This window comes from Butyrivibrio sp. X503 (assembly GCF_003625475.1).
Taxonomy (GTDB): domain Bacteria; phylum Bacillota; class Clostridia; order Lachnospirales; family Lachnospiraceae; genus Butyrivibrio.
This window is the reverse complement of the sequence record NZ_RAIQ01000006.1, coordinates 34194-51368: the sequence shown is the minus strand read 5'-3', so window position 1 is coordinate 51368 and position 17175 is coordinate 34194. Positions and strand designations below refer to the sequence as shown.

Below are 17175 nucleotides of genomic sequence, written 5' to 3'. Positions count from 1 at the left end.
TACGTATATGTCTGCGCTGTTTGTTCATGTTATAAAAAGAGGATTATGAACGGATTTGAAAATAAAGTACTTAATTTCATAAGAGAGAACGAGCTTCTTGTTTCGTCCGACAAAGTCCTTATAGGCTTTTCCGGAGGAGCGGATTCGACGGCGCTTATCACGGTTTTGTATGAACTTCGAAAACTCCTGGGGATAGAGCTTTGTGCGCTCCATGTCAATCACGGGATCAGACCCGAAGCGGGAGAAGATGCTTCTTTTACACGGGATTTCTGCAAAGAGCGAGGTGTTGAATATATTCTTGTTGAAGAGAACGTCCCGCTTTATGCCAAGGAAAACAAGCTCACCGAAGAGGAAGCGGGCAGAAAGCTAAGGTACGAGGCTTTTGAGTCTTATGCCCAAAAGACCGGCGCAACAAAGATTGCGGTTGCCCATCATCAAAACGATGCAGCGGAGACTCTTTTGCATAATCTGATGAGAGGAAGCGGCCTTCACGGCGCGGGCGCGATCAGACCAAAGAGAGACAATATCATCAGACCGCTGCTATGCGTATCAAGGCTTGAGATAGAGGAGTACCTCAAGGAAAAAGAGCTTTCTTTTTGCACTGATTCTACCAACGAAGAAAATATCCATACCAGAAATAAGATAAGAAACGTTATTATTCCGTACGCCGAAAAAGAGATAAATGAAGGCGCGGCGGAGCATCTTAGCAAGGCAGCTGAGAAATTTGCCAGGGCGGATGACTATATAAGAAGCGTTGCAAAAGACTTTTTTGAAAAGGAAGTTGTTCATGAGAATGACAGTATTGAGCTTGATATAAATAAGCTAAACGAACTACCCGGTATCATCAAAGAAAATGTGATACTCCTTTGCTTTGAACAGCTTACTCCAAACAGGAAAGACATTACTTCTTTACATGTCGAAGCGCTAATAAACCTTGCAAATGACACAGAAGGAACCAAAAGAAAAGATTTCCCGTACCTGCTTACCGCAATAAGGCAGTATAATATACTTATTATCAGTAAAAAGAATGAGAAGGATGTCGCAGGCTCTTATGATGATAGAAAAGAGATCGAGATCTTAAAGGAAGATCTTTCGGGCGGTGAAAAGGTTTATGAAGTACCGGGACTTGGCACCGCGAGCGTTTCTATAATGAAAAGAAAAGCGGGGGATACCATTCCGTCAGATACATATACTAAATGGTTTGATTGTGATAGAATACAGACAACCGTTTTTAGACGCAGAAAAAAGGACGATTACATCTATATTGAGATGGACGGAAAGGACTGCAAAAAGATGCTTTCCAAGTTCATGACGGATGTGAAGATTCCTGCGAATGAGCGGGATGAGCTTTATGTTCTGGCGGACGGAGACCATGTTCTGTGGGTTCCCGGTTACAGAATGAGCAGTAAGGCTAAGATAAGTGAAGATACAGAAAGTATTTTGGCTATAAATATTATTTTTGGAGGAAAAAACAGTGGCTGAATCAGTTCGAGTATTACTGACGGAAGAAGAAGTTGATAAGAGGATCAAGGAGCTTGGAGAAGCTATCAGCAGAGATTACGCGGGAGAAACGGTGCATCTTGTATGCGTGCTTAAGGGCGGCGTATTTTTCATGTGCGAGCTTGCTAAGCGAATTACTATTCCCGTAACTATGGACTTTATGTCTGCATCAAGCTACGGAAGCTCAACCAAGTCAAGCGGAGTTGTAAAGATCGTCAAGGACCTTGATGAACCTCTTAAAGACAGACACGTACTCATCGTCGAGGATATCGTTGATTCGGGAAGAACACTGTCATATCTTATAAAAATGCTCGGAGACAGAGGCCCTGCAAGCATCAAGCTCTGCACACTTCTTGATAAACCTGAGCGCAGAGTTACAGATGTAAAGGTTGATTATACGGGATTTGAGATTCCCGATGAATTTGTTGTGGGCTACGGTCTTGATTACGATCAGAGATATCGTAACCTTCCTTACATTGGGGTTGTAGAGTTTAACTGATATAATCACAATATGAAAAGTAATCCAAGGGGGATTTATTAATTTGAACCGAAATAGAAGTTATAATCCGATATTTGTTTTTGTGGTCGTTTTGCTTGTGGCCGTGGTTTGCTTAGAGTACGGAAGGACTTTTTTCTCAAAAGACACAAACGCTTATTCAAGAAATGAGTTTATACAGGACGTAGACGCGGGAAAAGTTGCATACGTTGAGATAATGCCAAACGCTGAGACTCCTACGGGATCCGTAAGAGTAGGCTTTAAGGACGGAAGCAACGACAAGTCATTCTATACAACCGATGTTACGGAGGTTGAAGACATTGTTACAGGTAAAGATGTTCAGGTAGAGGTAAAAGACATACCTTCTGAGAACATTCTTATAAACGGAATAGTTCCCGTTATTGTCGGTCTGATCGTAATGGTATTTGTTTTTTCCATGATTAGCAATATGCAGGCGGGAAGTGCGGGAAACAGCCGCATGATGAACTTCGGCAAGAGCAGAGCCAAGCTTTCCGTTGCCGAAGACAACAAGACAAGACTCGCAGATGTTGCGGGACTTAATGAAGAAAAAGAGCAGCTCCATGAGATCATTCAGTTTTTGAAAGCACCCGAGAAGTTTACCAAGGTTGGAGCAAGAATTCCCAAGGGCGTGTTATTGGAAGGTGCCCCCGGAACAGGTAAGACTCTCCTTGCAAGAGCGGTTGCGGGAGAAGCGGGAGTTCCGTTCTTTAGTATTTCGGGTTCGGACTTTGTAGAGATGTTCGTCGGTGTAGGTGCATCAAGAGTAAGAGACCTTTTTGGTGAAGCCAAGAAGAATGCGCCTTGTATCATATTCATAGATGAGATCGACGCGGTAGCAAGACGCCGCGGAACCGGTATGGGCGGAGGCCACGATGAGAGAGAGCAGACACTTAACCAGATGCTGGTTGAGATGGACGGCTTTGGTGTCAACGAGGGCATTATCGTCATGGCTGCTACTAACAGAGTAGACATCCTTGACCCCGCTATATTAAGACCCGGAAGATTCGACAGAAAGATCACGGTTACAAGACCCGATGTAGGTGAAAGAGAAGCGATCCTCAAGGTTCATTCCAAGAATAAGCCTCTCGGAAGTGACGTTGATCTCAAGGGACTTGCCAGAACAACAGCAGGCTTTACGGGAGCCGATCTTGAGAACCTCTTGAACGAAGCTGCTATTAACGCAGCTGTAGAGAGCAGATCATATATCGATCAGGCGGATGTCAACAGAGCATTTACGCAGGTTGGTATCGGAACTGAGAAACGAAGCAGGATCATTACGGATAAAGATAAGAAGATCACCGCTTATCACGAGGCCGGACATGCTATCCTCTTCCATGTGCTTCCCGATGTGGGACCTGTTCATACTATTTCCGTTATTCCTACGGGCGTAGGGGCAGCAGGATATACAATGCCGCTTTCAGAGAACGACGACATGCACATTACAAAGAGCAGAATGCTTCAGGATATCATGGTTGCACTTGGCGGAAGAATCGCTGAAGAGATAATCTTTGGTGATATCACAACAGGAGCCGTAAGTGATATAGGAAAGGCAACAAGCGAAGCAAGAAGCATGGTTACCAAGTACGGTATGTCAAGCAAGATCGGACTTATCAATTATGATGAGAATGAGGAAGATGTATTTATCGGCTATGATATCTCACACAATAAGAAGCACAGTGAGCTTATGTCCGGTGAGATAGACAAAGAAGTAAAGACTATAATAGACAAGTGTTATTCCAGAGCAAAAGAGATCATTCTTAAGTATGAGGATATCCTTCATTCAAGCGCAGAGCTGCTTATAGAGAAGGAGAAGATCGGACGCGAAGAGTTCGAGTCTCTTTTTGAAGGACACGATACCCAGTGCGAAGTTAATATAGAAATATAATTGTGCAACATGCACAAAAAAGCATAGCTGTTTTTGACAAATTTGTGAAGTATTAGCCTTTACGCGGGGTTGGGTGGATGTTAGTATAATATGCGTAACCCCCCAATACATTATATAGTTTTTTGCTATACCCCATAAGAAAGAAATACCTTCTCTAAAAAAGACAGCTTCCCCGCTGTCTTTTTTGCATTTATGGGATTTCTCATAGATGCGTAATATTCCACTTCAAGGAAAAACATATGAACACAAAACTATTATTCCACGACATGACCTTGGATTATCTAAGGCCTGCCGAACCGGATAAAAACAGAACAACGGATATAAGGTTCAGATGCGCTAAGGGCGATGCTGAAGAGATCACGCTTGTTCTCAGAAAAGAGCGATATAAGATGAAGCGTTCTGAGACAACCGATGATTTCGATTACTATGATGCTTCCATAAGCGCCGGAACCGAACCGATAGATTATTATTTTGAAATAAGAGGCAAAGACGGAAGCTTTTATCGCTATGATAAAAGAGGTGTTGTAAATGATGTTATGGAAAGCATGCTCTTTAGGGTATACCCGGGCTTTATGACTCCCAAGTGGGCAAAGGGCGCCGTTATGTATCAGATCTTTGTTGAGAGATTCAATAACGGCGACAAAGGCAATGACGTACTTACCAATGAATATTCTTATAACGGCAAGAATGTAGCCCATGTGGACAAGTGGGATGCGTATCCCGATGCCGAGCATGACTTTGCCAAGTTTTACGGCGGAGATCTTCAGGGCGTTATAGATAAGCTTGATTATCTTAAGGATCTCGGAATAGAGGCTATTTATTTCAACCCTCTTTTTGTATCTCCTTCGAGTCATAAATATGACATTCAGGACTATGACCATATCGATCCTCATTTCGGAGTGATCGTTGAAGACGGCGGAGAGGTTCTGGATAAGCATGACATGGATAATACCCATGCGACCAAGTATATTAGCAGGGTCACAAGCAAGAAAAATCTTGAGGCGAGTGACGAGCTTTTTGCCAAGCTTGTAAAAGAAGCGCATACAAGACACATCAAAGTAATCCTTGACGGGGTCTTTAATCACTGCGGTTCTTTCAATAAATGGCTTGATAGAGAAAAAATATATGAGAATAAAAAAGGTTATGAAAAGGGCGCATATATCGATGAGAGCAGCCCGTATCATGATTACTTTTCATTTAACGGCGGAAGCTGGCCGGATAACGGAGATTACGACGGCTGGTGGGGCTATGATACGCTTCCTAAGCTTAATTACGAGGGATCAAGAGAGCTTGAAGACTATATTCTCAGTATAGGAAGAAAATGGGTGTCCGCGCCGTACAACGCAGACGGCTGGCGCCTTGATGTGGCTGCCGACTTGGGACATTCTCCCGAATATAATCATCATTTCTGGAAGAGATTCAGAGAAGAGGTCAAAAAAGCAAATCCGAACGCCATCATCATTGCGGAGCAATACGGACCTTCAAGGGACTGGATGATGGGCGATGAGTGGGATACCGTCATGAACTACGACGCATTCATGGAGCCTGTGACCTGGTTTCTTACCGGAATGGACAAGCACAGCGACAAGTTCATGCCGATAAGAGTTGGTAACGCCAGAGAGTTTTTTGACACCATGTTATACGCAGGCGGCGAGAATTTCAGCATGCCTTCCTTATATACGGCGATGAATCAGCTCTCCAACCACGATCATTCGAGGTTCCTTACAAGAACCAGCCAAAAGGTCGGAAGGAGCAATACACTCATGGCTTCATCCGCTGATACGGGTATCAGCAAACCCGTTATGAGAGAGGCTGTAATGATACAGATGACATGGCCCGGCGCACCTACGATCTACTATGGCGATGAAGTCGGACTTTGCGGCTTTACGGATCCCGACAACAGAAGAACATATCCTTGGGGAAAAGAGGATATGGAAATGCTCGAGTTCCACAAGGAAATGATAAAAATTCGCAAGAGCTGTTCCGAGCTTAAGCTCGGATCCATAAAAGAGCTTTATGCCGACACCAATTTCATTGCATACGGAAGATTCAACAGAGCGGCGGTTTCTATAATCATCATCAATAACAATGATTTTGAAGTGACCAAAGAAATAGACATTACTCCTACCGGAATGCCCGCTGATGCGGCGCTTACAAATATGATCCAGACCGACAGCTTGGGATTCATTGTCGGATCGGGCCAGGAAAGGGCTAAAGACGGCATTCTTACAGTGACACTGTCAAGAAAGTCAGGAACGGTGCTTAGATACGATAGCACATCGCCTGTAACCTCAGAAGAATTCTGGGCTGACAACTTCATTGATTTCGGCTGATTGTGAAAGGTTTAACTTTATTTTTGGCGACGGTCAGTATATAATAGTCTTAGTCGTTTATTAGGGCACAGGAACGTAAAAAAGTGTGTCCACAAAAAATAAATAAATTAAGTAAGGAGAAAAACTATGTTAGTATCCGCAAAAGACATGCTTGTAAAAGCAAAGGAAGGCCACTACGCAGTAGGACAGTTCAACATCAACAACCTTGAGTGGACAAAGTCAATTCTTTTAACAGCTCAGGAGCTTAATTCACCCGTTATCCTCGGTGTATCTGAGGGTGCCGGTAAGTATATGACAGGCTTCAGCACAGTAGCTGCTATGGTTAGAGAGATGGACAAGAACCTCGGAATTACTGTTCCCGTAGCTCTTCACTTAGACCACGGTACATACGACGGATGTTATAAGTGTATCGAAGCAGGCTTCACATCAATCATGTTTGATGGTTCTCACTACGATATCGATGAGAACGTTGCTAAGACAACAGAGCTTGTTAATGTAGCTCATCATCTTGGTCTTTCTATCGAGGCTGAGGTTGGTTCAATCGGCGGCGAGGAAGACGGCGTTGTAGGAATGGGTGAGTGTGCTGATCCCGATGAGTGTAAGAGAATCGCTGATCTCGGCGTAGATATGCTCGCAGCAGGTATCGGTAACATCCACGGTAAATATCCTGAAGGATGGCCGGGACTTAGATTTGACGTTCTTGATGCTATTCAGCAGAAGACAGGTGTTATGCCTCTCGTTTTACACGGCGGCACAGGTATCCCTGCAGACATGATCAAGAAGGCTATCACACTTGGTGTTTCCAAGATCAACGTTAATACAGAGTGCCAGCTTTCATTCGCTGATGCAACACGTAAGTATGTTGAGGCAGGTAAGGATCTTGAAGGTAAGGGATTTGACCCTCGTAAGCTTCTTGCTCCCGGTTCTGATGCTATCAAGGCTACAGTTAAGGAGAAGATGGAACTCTTCGGATCAGTTGGAAAGGCTTGATCTTACTAAGAATTATTACAGCAGGCGAAGCCCACAGCTTCGCCTGTTTTTCCATTTAAGGGGGAAAAGTACGTGAATAACGAATTGACAAAAAAAGATATAGAAGACATGGAAAGAGAGATTGAACATCGCAAGGTGGTTGTCAGAAAAGAACTCCTTGAGCATGTTAAAGAAGCAAGAGCACAGGGCGATCTTTCCGAAAATTTTGAATACTACGCAGCCAAGAAGGCTAAAAATCAGAATGAGAGCAGAATAAGATTCCTTGAGAGGATGATAAAAACTGCCAAAGTTATAGATGACAACAGCAAGGAAGACCAGGTCGGAATGAACAAATCCGTTACCGTGGTACTTGATGAAGATAAATCGGAAGAGACTTATAAGATAGTCACAACCATGAGACAGAACTCACTAAAAGGCCTTATAAGTATAGAGTCTCCGCTTGGCAAACAATTGCTTGGACATAGGGTAGGAGACCATGTTACTATTAAAGTAAGCGATGATTTTAGTTACGGTGTAACGATAAAAAATATCGAAAATACTGGACTGACAGACGACGATAAGATAAGGGATTTTTAAGCAGTATTTCCGGATAGGAGGTATCTATGCATGTATTCCAGCCGGTTAACCCGGAAGATATCGAAAACGGCCCGTATCGATTTGTTGGTGAGAAGATAATAATAACCTCACTTAAGGACGGGAAGGTCAATGCAGTATCCGCTGAATGGGGCGGTGTAGGCTATGTTTGGAACAAAAGAGTCACCTTTATATTTGTCAGAAAGAGCAGGTATACAAGAGAATGTCTCGATGAATCCGGAGAGTATTCTATAAGCTTTATGGATCAGGAGGCATACAGAGGAGCGCTCAAATACCTTGGTATGGTATCGGGCAGGGATGAGAATAAGCTTGCGGGGGCAAGACTTAACGTCAATTATGACGACGGAATTCCATTTATCGATGAAGCAAAAGAAGTCATAACCTGTAAGGTTATCTACAAGCAGGGATTTGAAAAAGATTGTTTTGTTGATAAAGAAATAATAGAAAAGCTGTATAAAGACGAAGATTATCATATTCTTTATACAGGAGAAATAAATAAGATATTGTTGAGATAATACTTTGAGCTTATCTTATGAGGGAAGTATGAGGCGCAGTAAGTTATCCTATATCTTAGTATGTATCTTGACGTTATTGCTTGTTTTTTCGGGGGGACTATGCGGCTGCGGCGAAGCAGACATAAACCAAGATGGTTCCGGTTCCGACGAGATGAGCAAAACAATTTCGTCAACGGGCAAGGAAGACAGTGCCGAGAACGGGCAGGTTGGAAGTACGCTTACGGATAAATCCGGAGGCGTTATTCGGATTGCGTGTTGGCAGAAAGAACCTTACCTGATCAATCTTAAGGCGTATCTCGCCGAAACATTTCCGGAGTATACCATCCAATTTGAATATATCCAGAGGGATAATTATGAATCTGTGATAGATTCGCAGCTCTCATACAACGGAGCAGCGGATATTATCTTTGTTACGCAGAAGATGACAAGCAAATATGCAAGAGCGGGATATCTTGTACCGGTTACCGATGCGTGTTACTCGTTTGACGGGGAAGCCAGATATGCGTTTGCTTTCAGGGATAGTATTTACGCCGTACCTAGCGTGAGTATTTATGAATGTTTCTACTACAACAAAGATCTGTATGAAGAATACGGTCTGACGATGCCGACGTCGTATGATAGTTTTCTGGACATATGTGATCACATCAACAGCTTCAGATCCGTAAGAGCGATTTCTTCGGGGCTTAAGGACGGAGAACGGCTTTCGAATTGTGCGCTGGCTCTTTTGGCAGACGGATATTTCAATACCCCGGAGGGTCGTTCTTTTGGGTTAAGGATTAGGAGTGGAAGTGCCTCTTTTTATGAAGAACTGTATCCGTACCTTATAGACTGGGAAAAGATGATCGATCACAATGCGTTGTCTTCCGACTTATATCTATTCGATATGGATGCGGCGATCCATGAATTTGCGGAAGGAAAGAGCGTTTTTCTTGTTGCGGGACCGGAAGATTACAACTATATAAAGTCGCTTTGTCCGAAAATGAACATCGGAACGATGCCTTACGGAAGTACAAGCGGAAACATACCGGTTATTGTAGGCGGCTGTGACACGGGAATAGCGGTCAATAAGTACGGCGAGCATGCGGAGGAATCGGTAAGGATAGTAAAGGCTCTTGCAAGCTACGACGGTCAGAAAGCGCTTTGGAGAGACAGTCCGGGAAGCAAGACATATCTGACGGATGTGGATTTTGGCGTTCCGGAAGAGTTTGATGAGATAAAAGGCGTATTGGATAATTTTATGTTCTTTCCCTATAATGATTGGGGAGACAACAGCAGAGAAGTGAAAGTTGCGTTTGGAGAGGAGCTTCAACAGGTTCTTCTGAAAAAAGAAAACTTGGAAGAAGCAATGAAAAAACTTGATATAAAAGTACAAGCCATAGCAAGTGGAAGAGAATAGACGGGACATTTATATGGAAAATGAGACGAAGAAAAGCAGGCTTCACAGTATAAAAGCGCAGATGAGGATCATATTCGCGACCCTCATAGTCATTCCTATTGCTATTTTGGGAATATATGCATATATAGTTTCCAGCAATAATCTAAAAGCCCAGACGCAGGCAGCAATGCAGGGCAGTATCGATGTTATTTCCTACGGAATAGAAAACAATGCAAAAAGAGAGACCGATGTGATCAAGTTCTTTTCATATGAAGAGGGCTTTAGAAGGGCGCTTGATTACGCGGATGCGGATCCATATACACTTACTGAGCAGCTAAAGGGCAACATCGAGCCACTTATCTGGTATTACAGAAGCAGTGATGAGAGTATAGACGACATCACTATCTACTCCGAAAATATCCCGAGAGATTCGATCGGTGATTTCCTTAAAAGACCCACAACAAGCAATGAACAGGATTGGTATACGCGCTGTAAGAATCAAAAGGGTGCGCAGTGGGTCACTGACAGAAACGGCAACGTATATATCATCAATTCCCTTCTTGATGCCGAGACAACATCAAAAGTGATCGGAATGGTTGTTCTTAAGATCAATAAAGAACATTTCTTTTCCGTTGCTACGCAGAGCGCGTATCTTGATAACGGAATCCTGATCGTCGGAGACAACAAGGAGATCATTTCTCATAAAAAGCTCAAGGACGAAGCGCTTGATAAGAAGATCACGCAGGATATCTTCAAGGGAAAAGGTGAAGATAACCGAGATTTTATCGAAGGTCGCAACTATTTCCTCATGAAAGACGAAAGTCTGAACAATATATGGAAGCTGTACTACTATGTGGACAGAAACGAGCTTGTTGCGGACGTTTTTGTCCTTTTGGAGAGCGACTTTATCATTGCGATAGTTCTTTTTATTCTGGGTTATCTTGCGGCTTCCGTATTCTCTAACTGGCTGTGCTCAAGAATCGAGAACCTGAATGTTATCGCCGAGGATATCAAGCGCGGAGATTTTGAGATCGGAATAGAAGATAAAGGTAAGGATGAGATCCATCAGCTATACGACTCCATGAGCGACATGGCTATGCAGCTAAAGCATATGATGAGCGAGATCAACTCACGTAATGAAAGGGATCTTTTGAAAAAAGAGAACGATATTCATTACAGAGAGTGGTTGTTTGATTACGTGGTTGAAAAGAACAACGATATTCTTGCGATCATAACTGAAAAGACTTTCTCCGCAGAGTTCATAACCGCCAATGCGGAGGCAATTCTGGGTGTTCCGCTTAAAGAGCTTAAGGAAGATATCAGAGTTCTTACAAAGGCCCAGTGCGAGGGCGAAGAAGAAAGACTCGGAGCGATACTCGAAAGATGTTTTAAGACAACAAGAGCCGAGCTTATTGACGAGATCAGATTTGAAAATCTTAATACCGGTGAGCTCTTGTATTACAGAGGAGCCGTTGTTTGTACAATAGACGACAAGGGAAGAAGGCTTGCTGTCGCGCTTTATGACAGAACGCAGGAGATAAAGCGTAACCATCAGCTTCAGGAAGCGCTCAGTGCCGCAGAGACAGCAAACAAAGCAAAGACGAACTTCCTTGCGAACATGTCGCATGACTTCAGAACACCTATGAATGCGATCATGGGATTTAACCTTCTTCTCGACAAGCATTACGATGAGCCCGATAAGGTGCGCGAATATACGAATAAGATAACTCTTGCGTCGCAGAACCTGCTTACGCTTCTTAACGATGTTCTGGATATGAGTAAGATCGAGAGCGGAAGGACGACGCTTTATAACAAAGAAATGGCACTTGGTCTTTTGCTTGAGGAGATCAATTCTGTCATCATGTTCCAGGCAAAGGCCAAGAACCTTGAGTATGTCGTTAAAGTTACGGATATGGAGCACGACATATTCATAGGTGATAAGCAGAAGATAAACGAAATACTTATAAATGTTCTTGGAAATGCGGTAAAATATACTCCTGAGGGCGGAAGAATAGAATTTACGATAAATGAATCTCCGTCGACATCAGAGGGATTCCAGAACGTCAAATTCACGATAAAAGACACCGGAATCGGTATGAAGCCCGAATACAAGGATAAGATATTTGAGGCGTTCTCAAGAGAAGATAAAGATACTATAAGAGGAATCCAGGGAACCGGACTTGGACTTGCCATAACCAAGAATCTTGTGGATCTTATGGGCGGAACCATAAGAGTTGAGAGTGAAGAGGGCAAGGGAAGTACATTCATAATCAACTTAAGACTTCAGGTAGTTGAAGCCAGCGACGTTGATTTCTGGAAAAAACACGGAATTGAGCGCGTGATGTTCATTGATGCCAACCACAATGAATGCGAGCAGCTTTCAAGTATACTTAACAATGACGGAGTTGACGTTATCGAGTCGCCGACGGGCTTTGGCGCGATACATCTTTTGGATGTATATCAGGCGGACAACAAGCCAGTTGATATGATAATAGTCGATCAGAAGGTTCAGATAATGACTGCGCCCGAGATCGTTAAAAACATCAGGATGAAGGATAAGCGAAACAACAATATCCTTATCATAGTCATGGCTGATGATTACAGCGCAATAGAAGACGAAGCAAGGGCAGCAGGCGCAAATGAGCTTGTTCAAAAGCCGCTCTTTATATCGAGTCTCAAGCAGACCATTGACGATCTTGCAAAGAGAACCAAGGAAAGTGCAAAAGAAGAGACCAAAAAACCTCTTGCCGGAATTAAGATCCTTGCGGCGGAGGATAATGATATCAATGCAGATATTCTTACAGAGCTTATGAATATGGAAGGCGCAAGCGTTACAAGGGCAGAAAACGGAAAAGAAGCTGTCAGAATGTTTGAGGAGTCTAAAGAAGGCGACTACGATCTGATACTTATGGATATTCAGATGCCTGTTATGAACGGATACGAGGCAGCTGTCGCCATAAGAAGTATAGGAACCGACTACGCCAAGAATCTGCCTATTATAGCCATGACTGCCAATGCCTATGCCGATGATGTGCAGAAGTCCCTTGATGCGGGCATGAACGCACATATTGCCAAACCTATAGATATAAACATAGTTGAAAAGACAATACTTGAATTCCATAACAATAATACAACCAAGGAGGACACAAATGATAGGAATTAAGAAGGTTACAGAGGATATTTTTTGGATAGGCGGAAGCGACAGAAGGCTGGAACGCTTTGAGAATATTTTTCCTATTCCCGAGGGAGTATCTTACAACAGTTATTATGTAGCGGATGAAAAGAATGTGGTGTTTGATACCGCGGATGTTACCATTGCTGATCAGTATATTGAGAACCTGCAGGAGGCGCTTTCAGGTAAAAAGCTTGATTATCTTGTGGTTCTTCATATGGAACCCGACCACTGCGCGCTTATAAGCAGAGTTGCAAGTCTTTATCCCGACGTAACGGTTGTCGGATCGGCCAAGACCTTTGAGTTTATGGGACAGTTTTTCCCTGAGTCCGCAGAGTATAAAAAGCTCGAGGTAAAAGAAGGCGATACATTATCTACAGGTAAACATACTTTTAGTTTTGTTGCGGCTCCCATGGTTCACTGGCCTGAAGTTTTGATGGCGTATGACGATGTTTCAAAGGCTCTTTTTTCTGCCGATGCATTCGGAACCTTCGGAGCGCTTGACGGAGGAATATTTGCTGACGAATACGACTATGACAGCGATTTCCTTGATTCTTCCAGAAGATATTATTCCAATATCGTAGGAAAGTACGGAATGCAGGTGCAGGCGGTTCTTAAGAAGGCAGCAGGACTTGATATTCAGATGTTCCTTTCGTTGCACGGTCCCGTTTGGAGAAAAGATCTTTCATATCTTCTTGAAAAATATCAGAAGTGGAGCACCTGGACACCTGAGACAGATGACATTCTCGTAGTATACGGAAGCTTGTACGGACATACAGCAAGTGCGGCAGAAGCAGTTGCTTCCAAGTTAAGAGAAAAATCGGGAAAGACCGTAAGAGTATATGATGCTTCCGGCACGGATGTTTCTTATCTTATCGGAGAAGTGTGGAAGTGCGCCAAAGTAGTTATCATGTGTCCTACATACAACGGCGGAATTTATCCTCCGGTAGAAGCATTTATAAACGACATGATCGCACTTGGAGTTCAGAATCGTACCTTTGCGCTTGCGCAGAACGGAACATGGGCACCTGTTACAGCCAAGCTTATGTCGGATAAACTCGCTCTTCTTAAGAACGTAAATATTCTTGAGAAAACACTTACCATAAAGAGTGCTCTTCATGCCAAAGACATGGCTGAGGTAGAAGCATTTGCCGAGGCGGTTGCAAATTGAGGTCATAAAGTATAAACTCAATAAAGTACTAGTTTTTTTAGGAAAATAACGATTCGGAGGAAAGTTGTGAGTAAGAATAATTTAATGAAAAAAGTGCTTGGAATCGTGATGACAGCGGTTACAGTGATGACGGCGGTTCTTAGCTATGATTCTTTTATAGGGGAAAACACACAGGTTATTGCAGCAGGCAGACCTGTAAATATTGATTCATGTACAATTTCCGGAGGTCAGGTTGTAGTTAATGTATCGACTGCTTCGGCTCCCGGTTCGGATGACGGAAAGTTTTATCTTTTCGCAGATGAAGTATATCAGGATGGTACAACTGGTAAGGTTGTGGCTTCTGCAGACAGAGGCGGAAAAGCAACATTTTCTTTTGACCTGGGACTTGGAACAGAGAATTCAAATCTCAGCAAGAAGTTCCTTGTTGCAGTCAAGAGCGGCGGATCTTATGTTCAGGTAAGTGATGAGCATTACATCACCAATCCCGAGGCGGTTGCGACCAAAACCGTAGGACGTAACGATCACGGTATGAAGGGTATCCTTCCCAATGATGCCAATGCAGATACATTCAAGGATCTCGGCATTGCACAGATGGTATATAACCTCTACATGGGAGATATCGTAGGACCTTCATCCAATCCAGCATATCCAACAACAGAGTTTTCATATGAAGGTAAAACCTATCAGTTTAACACTGCTGCTCTTCAGCAGTACGACGGATTTGTAAGATGGTGCTCGATCAATAATTTCCAGCTTACACTTACTATTTTAAATAACAAGACATCAGCTGGTGCAGATTTGATCCATCCTCTTTCAAGGGATTCACACGTTTGCCCCGGATATGCAATGAATACCAAGGAAGACGGTGGCACACAGCACCTTAAGGCTATTGCAGCATTCCTTGCCGACAGATATTCAGGCGGTCCTTTCGGAACGGTTGATAACTGGGTAATCGGCAACGAGATCAACGCAAGAACCGAGTGGTATTACATGAACTCAACCAATATTGAGCTCAATGTCAGCGAGTACGTTAAGGCTTTCAGAATCTTCTACAACGGAATCAAGAGCGTTAACGCCAATGCAAGAGTTTATAACTCTATCGATCAGGAGTGGAACAGAAAGTCCAATCCCGGATGCTTCCTTGCAAAAGAGTATCTCGATAGATTTAACTACTATATGAACCGTGAGGGTAACGTTGACTGGTCACTTTCAGTTCACCCTTACAATGCACCTTTGTTTGATCCTTATGCATGGAAACAGCAGGCTGAATATGTTAATACATCACTTGCAACTCCTTACATTACGATCGAGAACATCTATCTTTTGACAGATTATATGTGTAAGCCTGAGTTCCTTAATCCTGCAGGTCAGGTAAGACAGATCTCACTTTCGGAGATCGGATATACTTCAAGCTTTGGCGAGGATGCGCAGCTTGCATCTATCGTATATGCTTACACAATGGCTAAGAGCAATCCTTACATCACAAGCTTCATTCTCTTTAGAGAGACTGACGATGCTCACGAGATGGAGAGCCATATCGCACAGGGTCTTAAGAACATTGACGGAAGCAAGAAGATGTCCTATGACGCTTACAAGTTTATGGACACAAATCAGGCAGGAACATACAAGGCAAAAGCATCTCAGATCATCGGACAGGATGTGGATGCAATGGTGGCAAACAGAACATTCCTTAAGAGAAACGGCTGGTTTTTGAACGATTAAGAATGAAGAACTCAAGAGAGAAAGAATTAGAAACTTTAAATAAAATAACGAGCATGCAAAAAGATCTTCTTGGAAGTTTGTACGGAGATTTCTTTTCACCGGCACCTTCCAAGGAGCCTGCGGCTCCGGCGAAGAAGGTTACAACAAGTAATTTGGGCTCGGCGGAAATCGGCGCAGGTGCTACGGCAGAATCTACCGGAGAGAAAGATCCGATAGACAATGCCAACGAAGCCTTGGCTGAAGCTAAGGCTCTTTTTGCTAATGACGAAAATGCCAGGAAGGTCGAAGAGAAAAAGAAAGCGGAGCCCGAAGAGGATCCGATGGAGACTCTCGATAAGCTGATCGGCCTTGATACTATCAAATCCGATGTAAAAGAGCTTACGGCTTTCGTCAAAGTACAGAAGCAAAGAAAAGAACAGGGACTTAAATCGGTTCCGGTTTCTCTTCACCTTGTTTTTACGGGTAATCCCGGAACGGGTAAGACGACTGTTGCAAGAATAATCGCCAAGATCTACAAGCAGATCGGGGTTCTTTCCAAGGGACAGCTTGTAGAGGTGGATCGCTCCGGACTAGTAGCTGGTTATGTCGGACAGACGGCCATCAAGACGCAGGAGCAGATCAAGAAGGCTATGGGCGGCGTGCTCTTTGTCGACGAAGCATATTCCCTTGCGCAGAAGGATGATGCATTCGGACAGGAAGCGATCGATACGATTCTTAAGGCGATGGAAGATAACAGAGACGACCTTGTTGTTATCGTAGCCGGATATACGAACCCTATGAAGAAATTCATAAATTCCAATCCCGGTCTTAAGTCGAGGTTCAATAAGTATATTGAGTTCCCCGATTACAGCGTGGATGAGCTTGAGCAGATCTTTAATATGAACTGTGACAAGTATGACTACAAGGTTGAGGATGACGTTAAGCATCAGATAAGAGCGCTTATCACTTCCAAGAAGATGGGAAGTATCGATAACTTTGCCAACGCAAGAGAGATAAGAAACCTCTTTGAGGAGATCATTACAAACCAGGCAAGGCGTGTTGCTACACTTGAGAATCCGACCAATGAGGATATGATGACTATCTGCCTCGAGGATCTTAAAGACCTTGTAGGAAAAGAGAACAAGGAAGCGCCCGCGGAAGAAAGCGAAGCCCAAGAGGGTATTGAAAAATAATTATATCGCTGATATAATCAGATTTGCTGTCGGGTTTTGTATCCGACAGCACTACGGAATGTGGCTCAGTTTGGTAGAGCGCTGCGTTCGGGACGCAGAGGCCGCAGGTTCGAATCCTGTCATTCCGATTTTTTTAATTAATAAAAAGAGAATAAGAATATCACTCTTACAAAACCGTAAGAAAACCAATGGGAAATGTAAGCCAATTCAAAGGCAACGCATTTCCCTT

12 protein-coding genes and 1 tRNA gene are annotated in these 17175 nt (G+C 43.4%); all 13 read left to right on the top strand.

Annotation, left to right across the window (positions count from 1 at the left end):
* The first annotated feature begins 45 nt into the window (after window positions 1-45).
* The 13 genes from tilS (at window position 46) to D6853_RS11590 (ending at window position 17074) form a co-directional block, all read left to right on the top strand.
* Window positions 46-1482, top strand: coding sequence for a tRNA lysidine(34) synthetase TilS (tilS, locus tag D6853_RS11650; RefSeq protein ID WP_120658183.1), 1437 nt, complete (start codon window positions 46-48; stop codon window positions 1480-1482).
* A complete protein-coding gene (gene hpt, locus D6853_RS11645; protein ID WP_120658182.1) occupies window positions 1475-1999 on the top strand; it encodes a hypoxanthine phosphoribosyltransferase in 525 nt (174 codons plus the stop codon). Before tilS ends, hpt begins: the two co-directional genes overlap by 8 nt.
* A 43-nt stretch (window positions 2000-2042) precedes the next feature.
* Window positions 2043-3902: an ATP-dependent zinc metalloprotease FtsH gene (gene ftsH / locus D6853_RS11640; RefSeq protein WP_120658181.1), complete on the top strand. Its 1860-nt coding sequence runs from the start codon at window positions 2043-2045 to the stop codon at window positions 3900-3902.
* Window positions 3903-4141: 239 nt separating this feature from the next.
* Window positions 4142-6235, top strand: coding sequence for a glycoside hydrolase family 13 protein (locus tag D6853_RS11635; RefSeq protein WP_120658180.1), 2094 nt, complete (start codon window positions 4142-4144; stop codon window positions 6233-6235).
* A gap of 126 nt (window positions 6236-6361) precedes the next feature.
* A complete protein-coding gene (gene fba / locus D6853_RS11630; RefSeq protein WP_120658179.1) occupies window positions 6362-7225 on the top strand; it encodes a class II fructose-1,6-bisphosphate aldolase in 864 nt (287 codons plus the stop codon).
* Between the two features lie 72 nt (window positions 7226-7297).
* Window positions 7298-7801: a GreA/GreB family elongation factor gene (locus D6853_RS11625; protein WP_120658178.1), complete on the top strand. Its 504-nt coding sequence runs from the start codon at window positions 7298-7300 to the stop codon at window positions 7799-7801.
* 26 nt (window positions 7802-7827) lie between these two features.
* Window positions 7828-8334, top strand: a complete 507-nt coding sequence (locus D6853_RS11620; RefSeq protein ID WP_120658177.1) for a flavin reductase — start codon at window positions 7828-7830, stop codon at window positions 8332-8334.
* 28 nt (window positions 8335-8362) lie between these two features.
* Window positions 8363-9730: an ABC transporter substrate-binding protein gene (locus tag D6853_RS11615; protein WP_120658176.1), complete on the top strand. Its 1368-nt coding sequence runs from the start codon at window positions 8363-8365 to the stop codon at window positions 9728-9730.
* Between the two features lie 13 nt (window positions 9731-9743).
* Window positions 9744-12872 (top strand): response regulator, encoded by a 3129-nt coding sequence (locus D6853_RS11610; RefSeq protein ID WP_120658175.1) that lies wholly within the window; start codon window positions 9744-9746, stop codon window positions 12870-12872.
* Window positions 12859-14052 carry an FprA family A-type flavoprotein gene (locus tag D6853_RS11605; RefSeq protein WP_120658174.1) on the top strand — a complete coding sequence of 398 codons (1194 nt, stop codon included), beginning with the start codon at window positions 12859-12861 and terminating at the stop codon, window positions 14050-14052. Before D6853_RS11610 ends, D6853_RS11605 begins: the two co-directional genes overlap by 14 nt.
* Before the next feature lie 66 nt (window positions 14053-14118).
* Window positions 14119-15774, top strand: a complete 1656-nt coding sequence (locus D6853_RS11600) for a DUF5722 domain-containing protein (RefSeq protein WP_147367758.1) — start codon at window positions 14119-14121, stop codon at window positions 15772-15774.
* Between the two features lie 2 nt (window positions 15775-15776).
* Window positions 15777-16946 carry an AAA family ATPase gene (locus tag D6853_RS11595; RefSeq protein ID WP_120658172.1) on the top strand — a complete coding sequence of 390 codons (1170 nt, stop codon included), beginning with the start codon at window positions 15777-15779 and terminating at the stop codon, window positions 16944-16946.
* Window positions 16947-17000: 54 nt separating this feature from the next.
* Window positions 17001-17074 (top strand) — tRNA-Pro (locus tag D6853_RS11590).
* Window positions 17075-17175: the final 101 nt, after the last annotated feature.

Bases quoted from the DNA above. Each gene is read 5' to 3' on its own strand.
- tilS (WP_120658183.1), top strand. From the start codon at position 46: ATGAACGGATTTGAAAATAAAGTACTTAATTTCATAAGAGAGAACGAG.
- D6853_RS11605 (WP_120658174.1), top strand. From the start codon at position 12,859: ATGATAGGAATTAAGAAGGTTACAGAGGATATTTTTTGGATAGGCGGA.
- D6853_RS11620 (WP_120658177.1), top strand. From the start codon at position 7,828: ATGCATGTATTCCAGCCGGTTAACCCGGAAGATATCGAAAACGGCCCG.
- D6853_RS11615 (WP_120658176.1), top strand. From the start codon at position 8,363: ATGAGGCGCAGTAAGTTATCCTATATCTTAGTATGTATCTTGACGTTA.
- fba (WP_120658179.1), top strand. From the start codon at position 6,362: ATGTTAGTATCCGCAAAAGACATGCTTGTAAAAGCAAAGGAAGGCCAC.
- D6853_RS11595 (WP_120658172.1), top strand. From the start codon at position 15,777: ATGAAGAACTCAAGAGAGAAAGAATTAGAAACTTTAAATAAAATAACG.
- D6853_RS11610 (WP_120658175.1), top strand. From the start codon at position 9,744: ATGGAAAATGAGACGAAGAAAAGCAGGCTTCACAGTATAAAAGCGCAG.
- D6853_RS11635 (WP_120658180.1), top strand. From the start codon at position 4,142: ATGAACACAAAACTATTATTCCACGACATGACCTTGGATTATCTAAGG.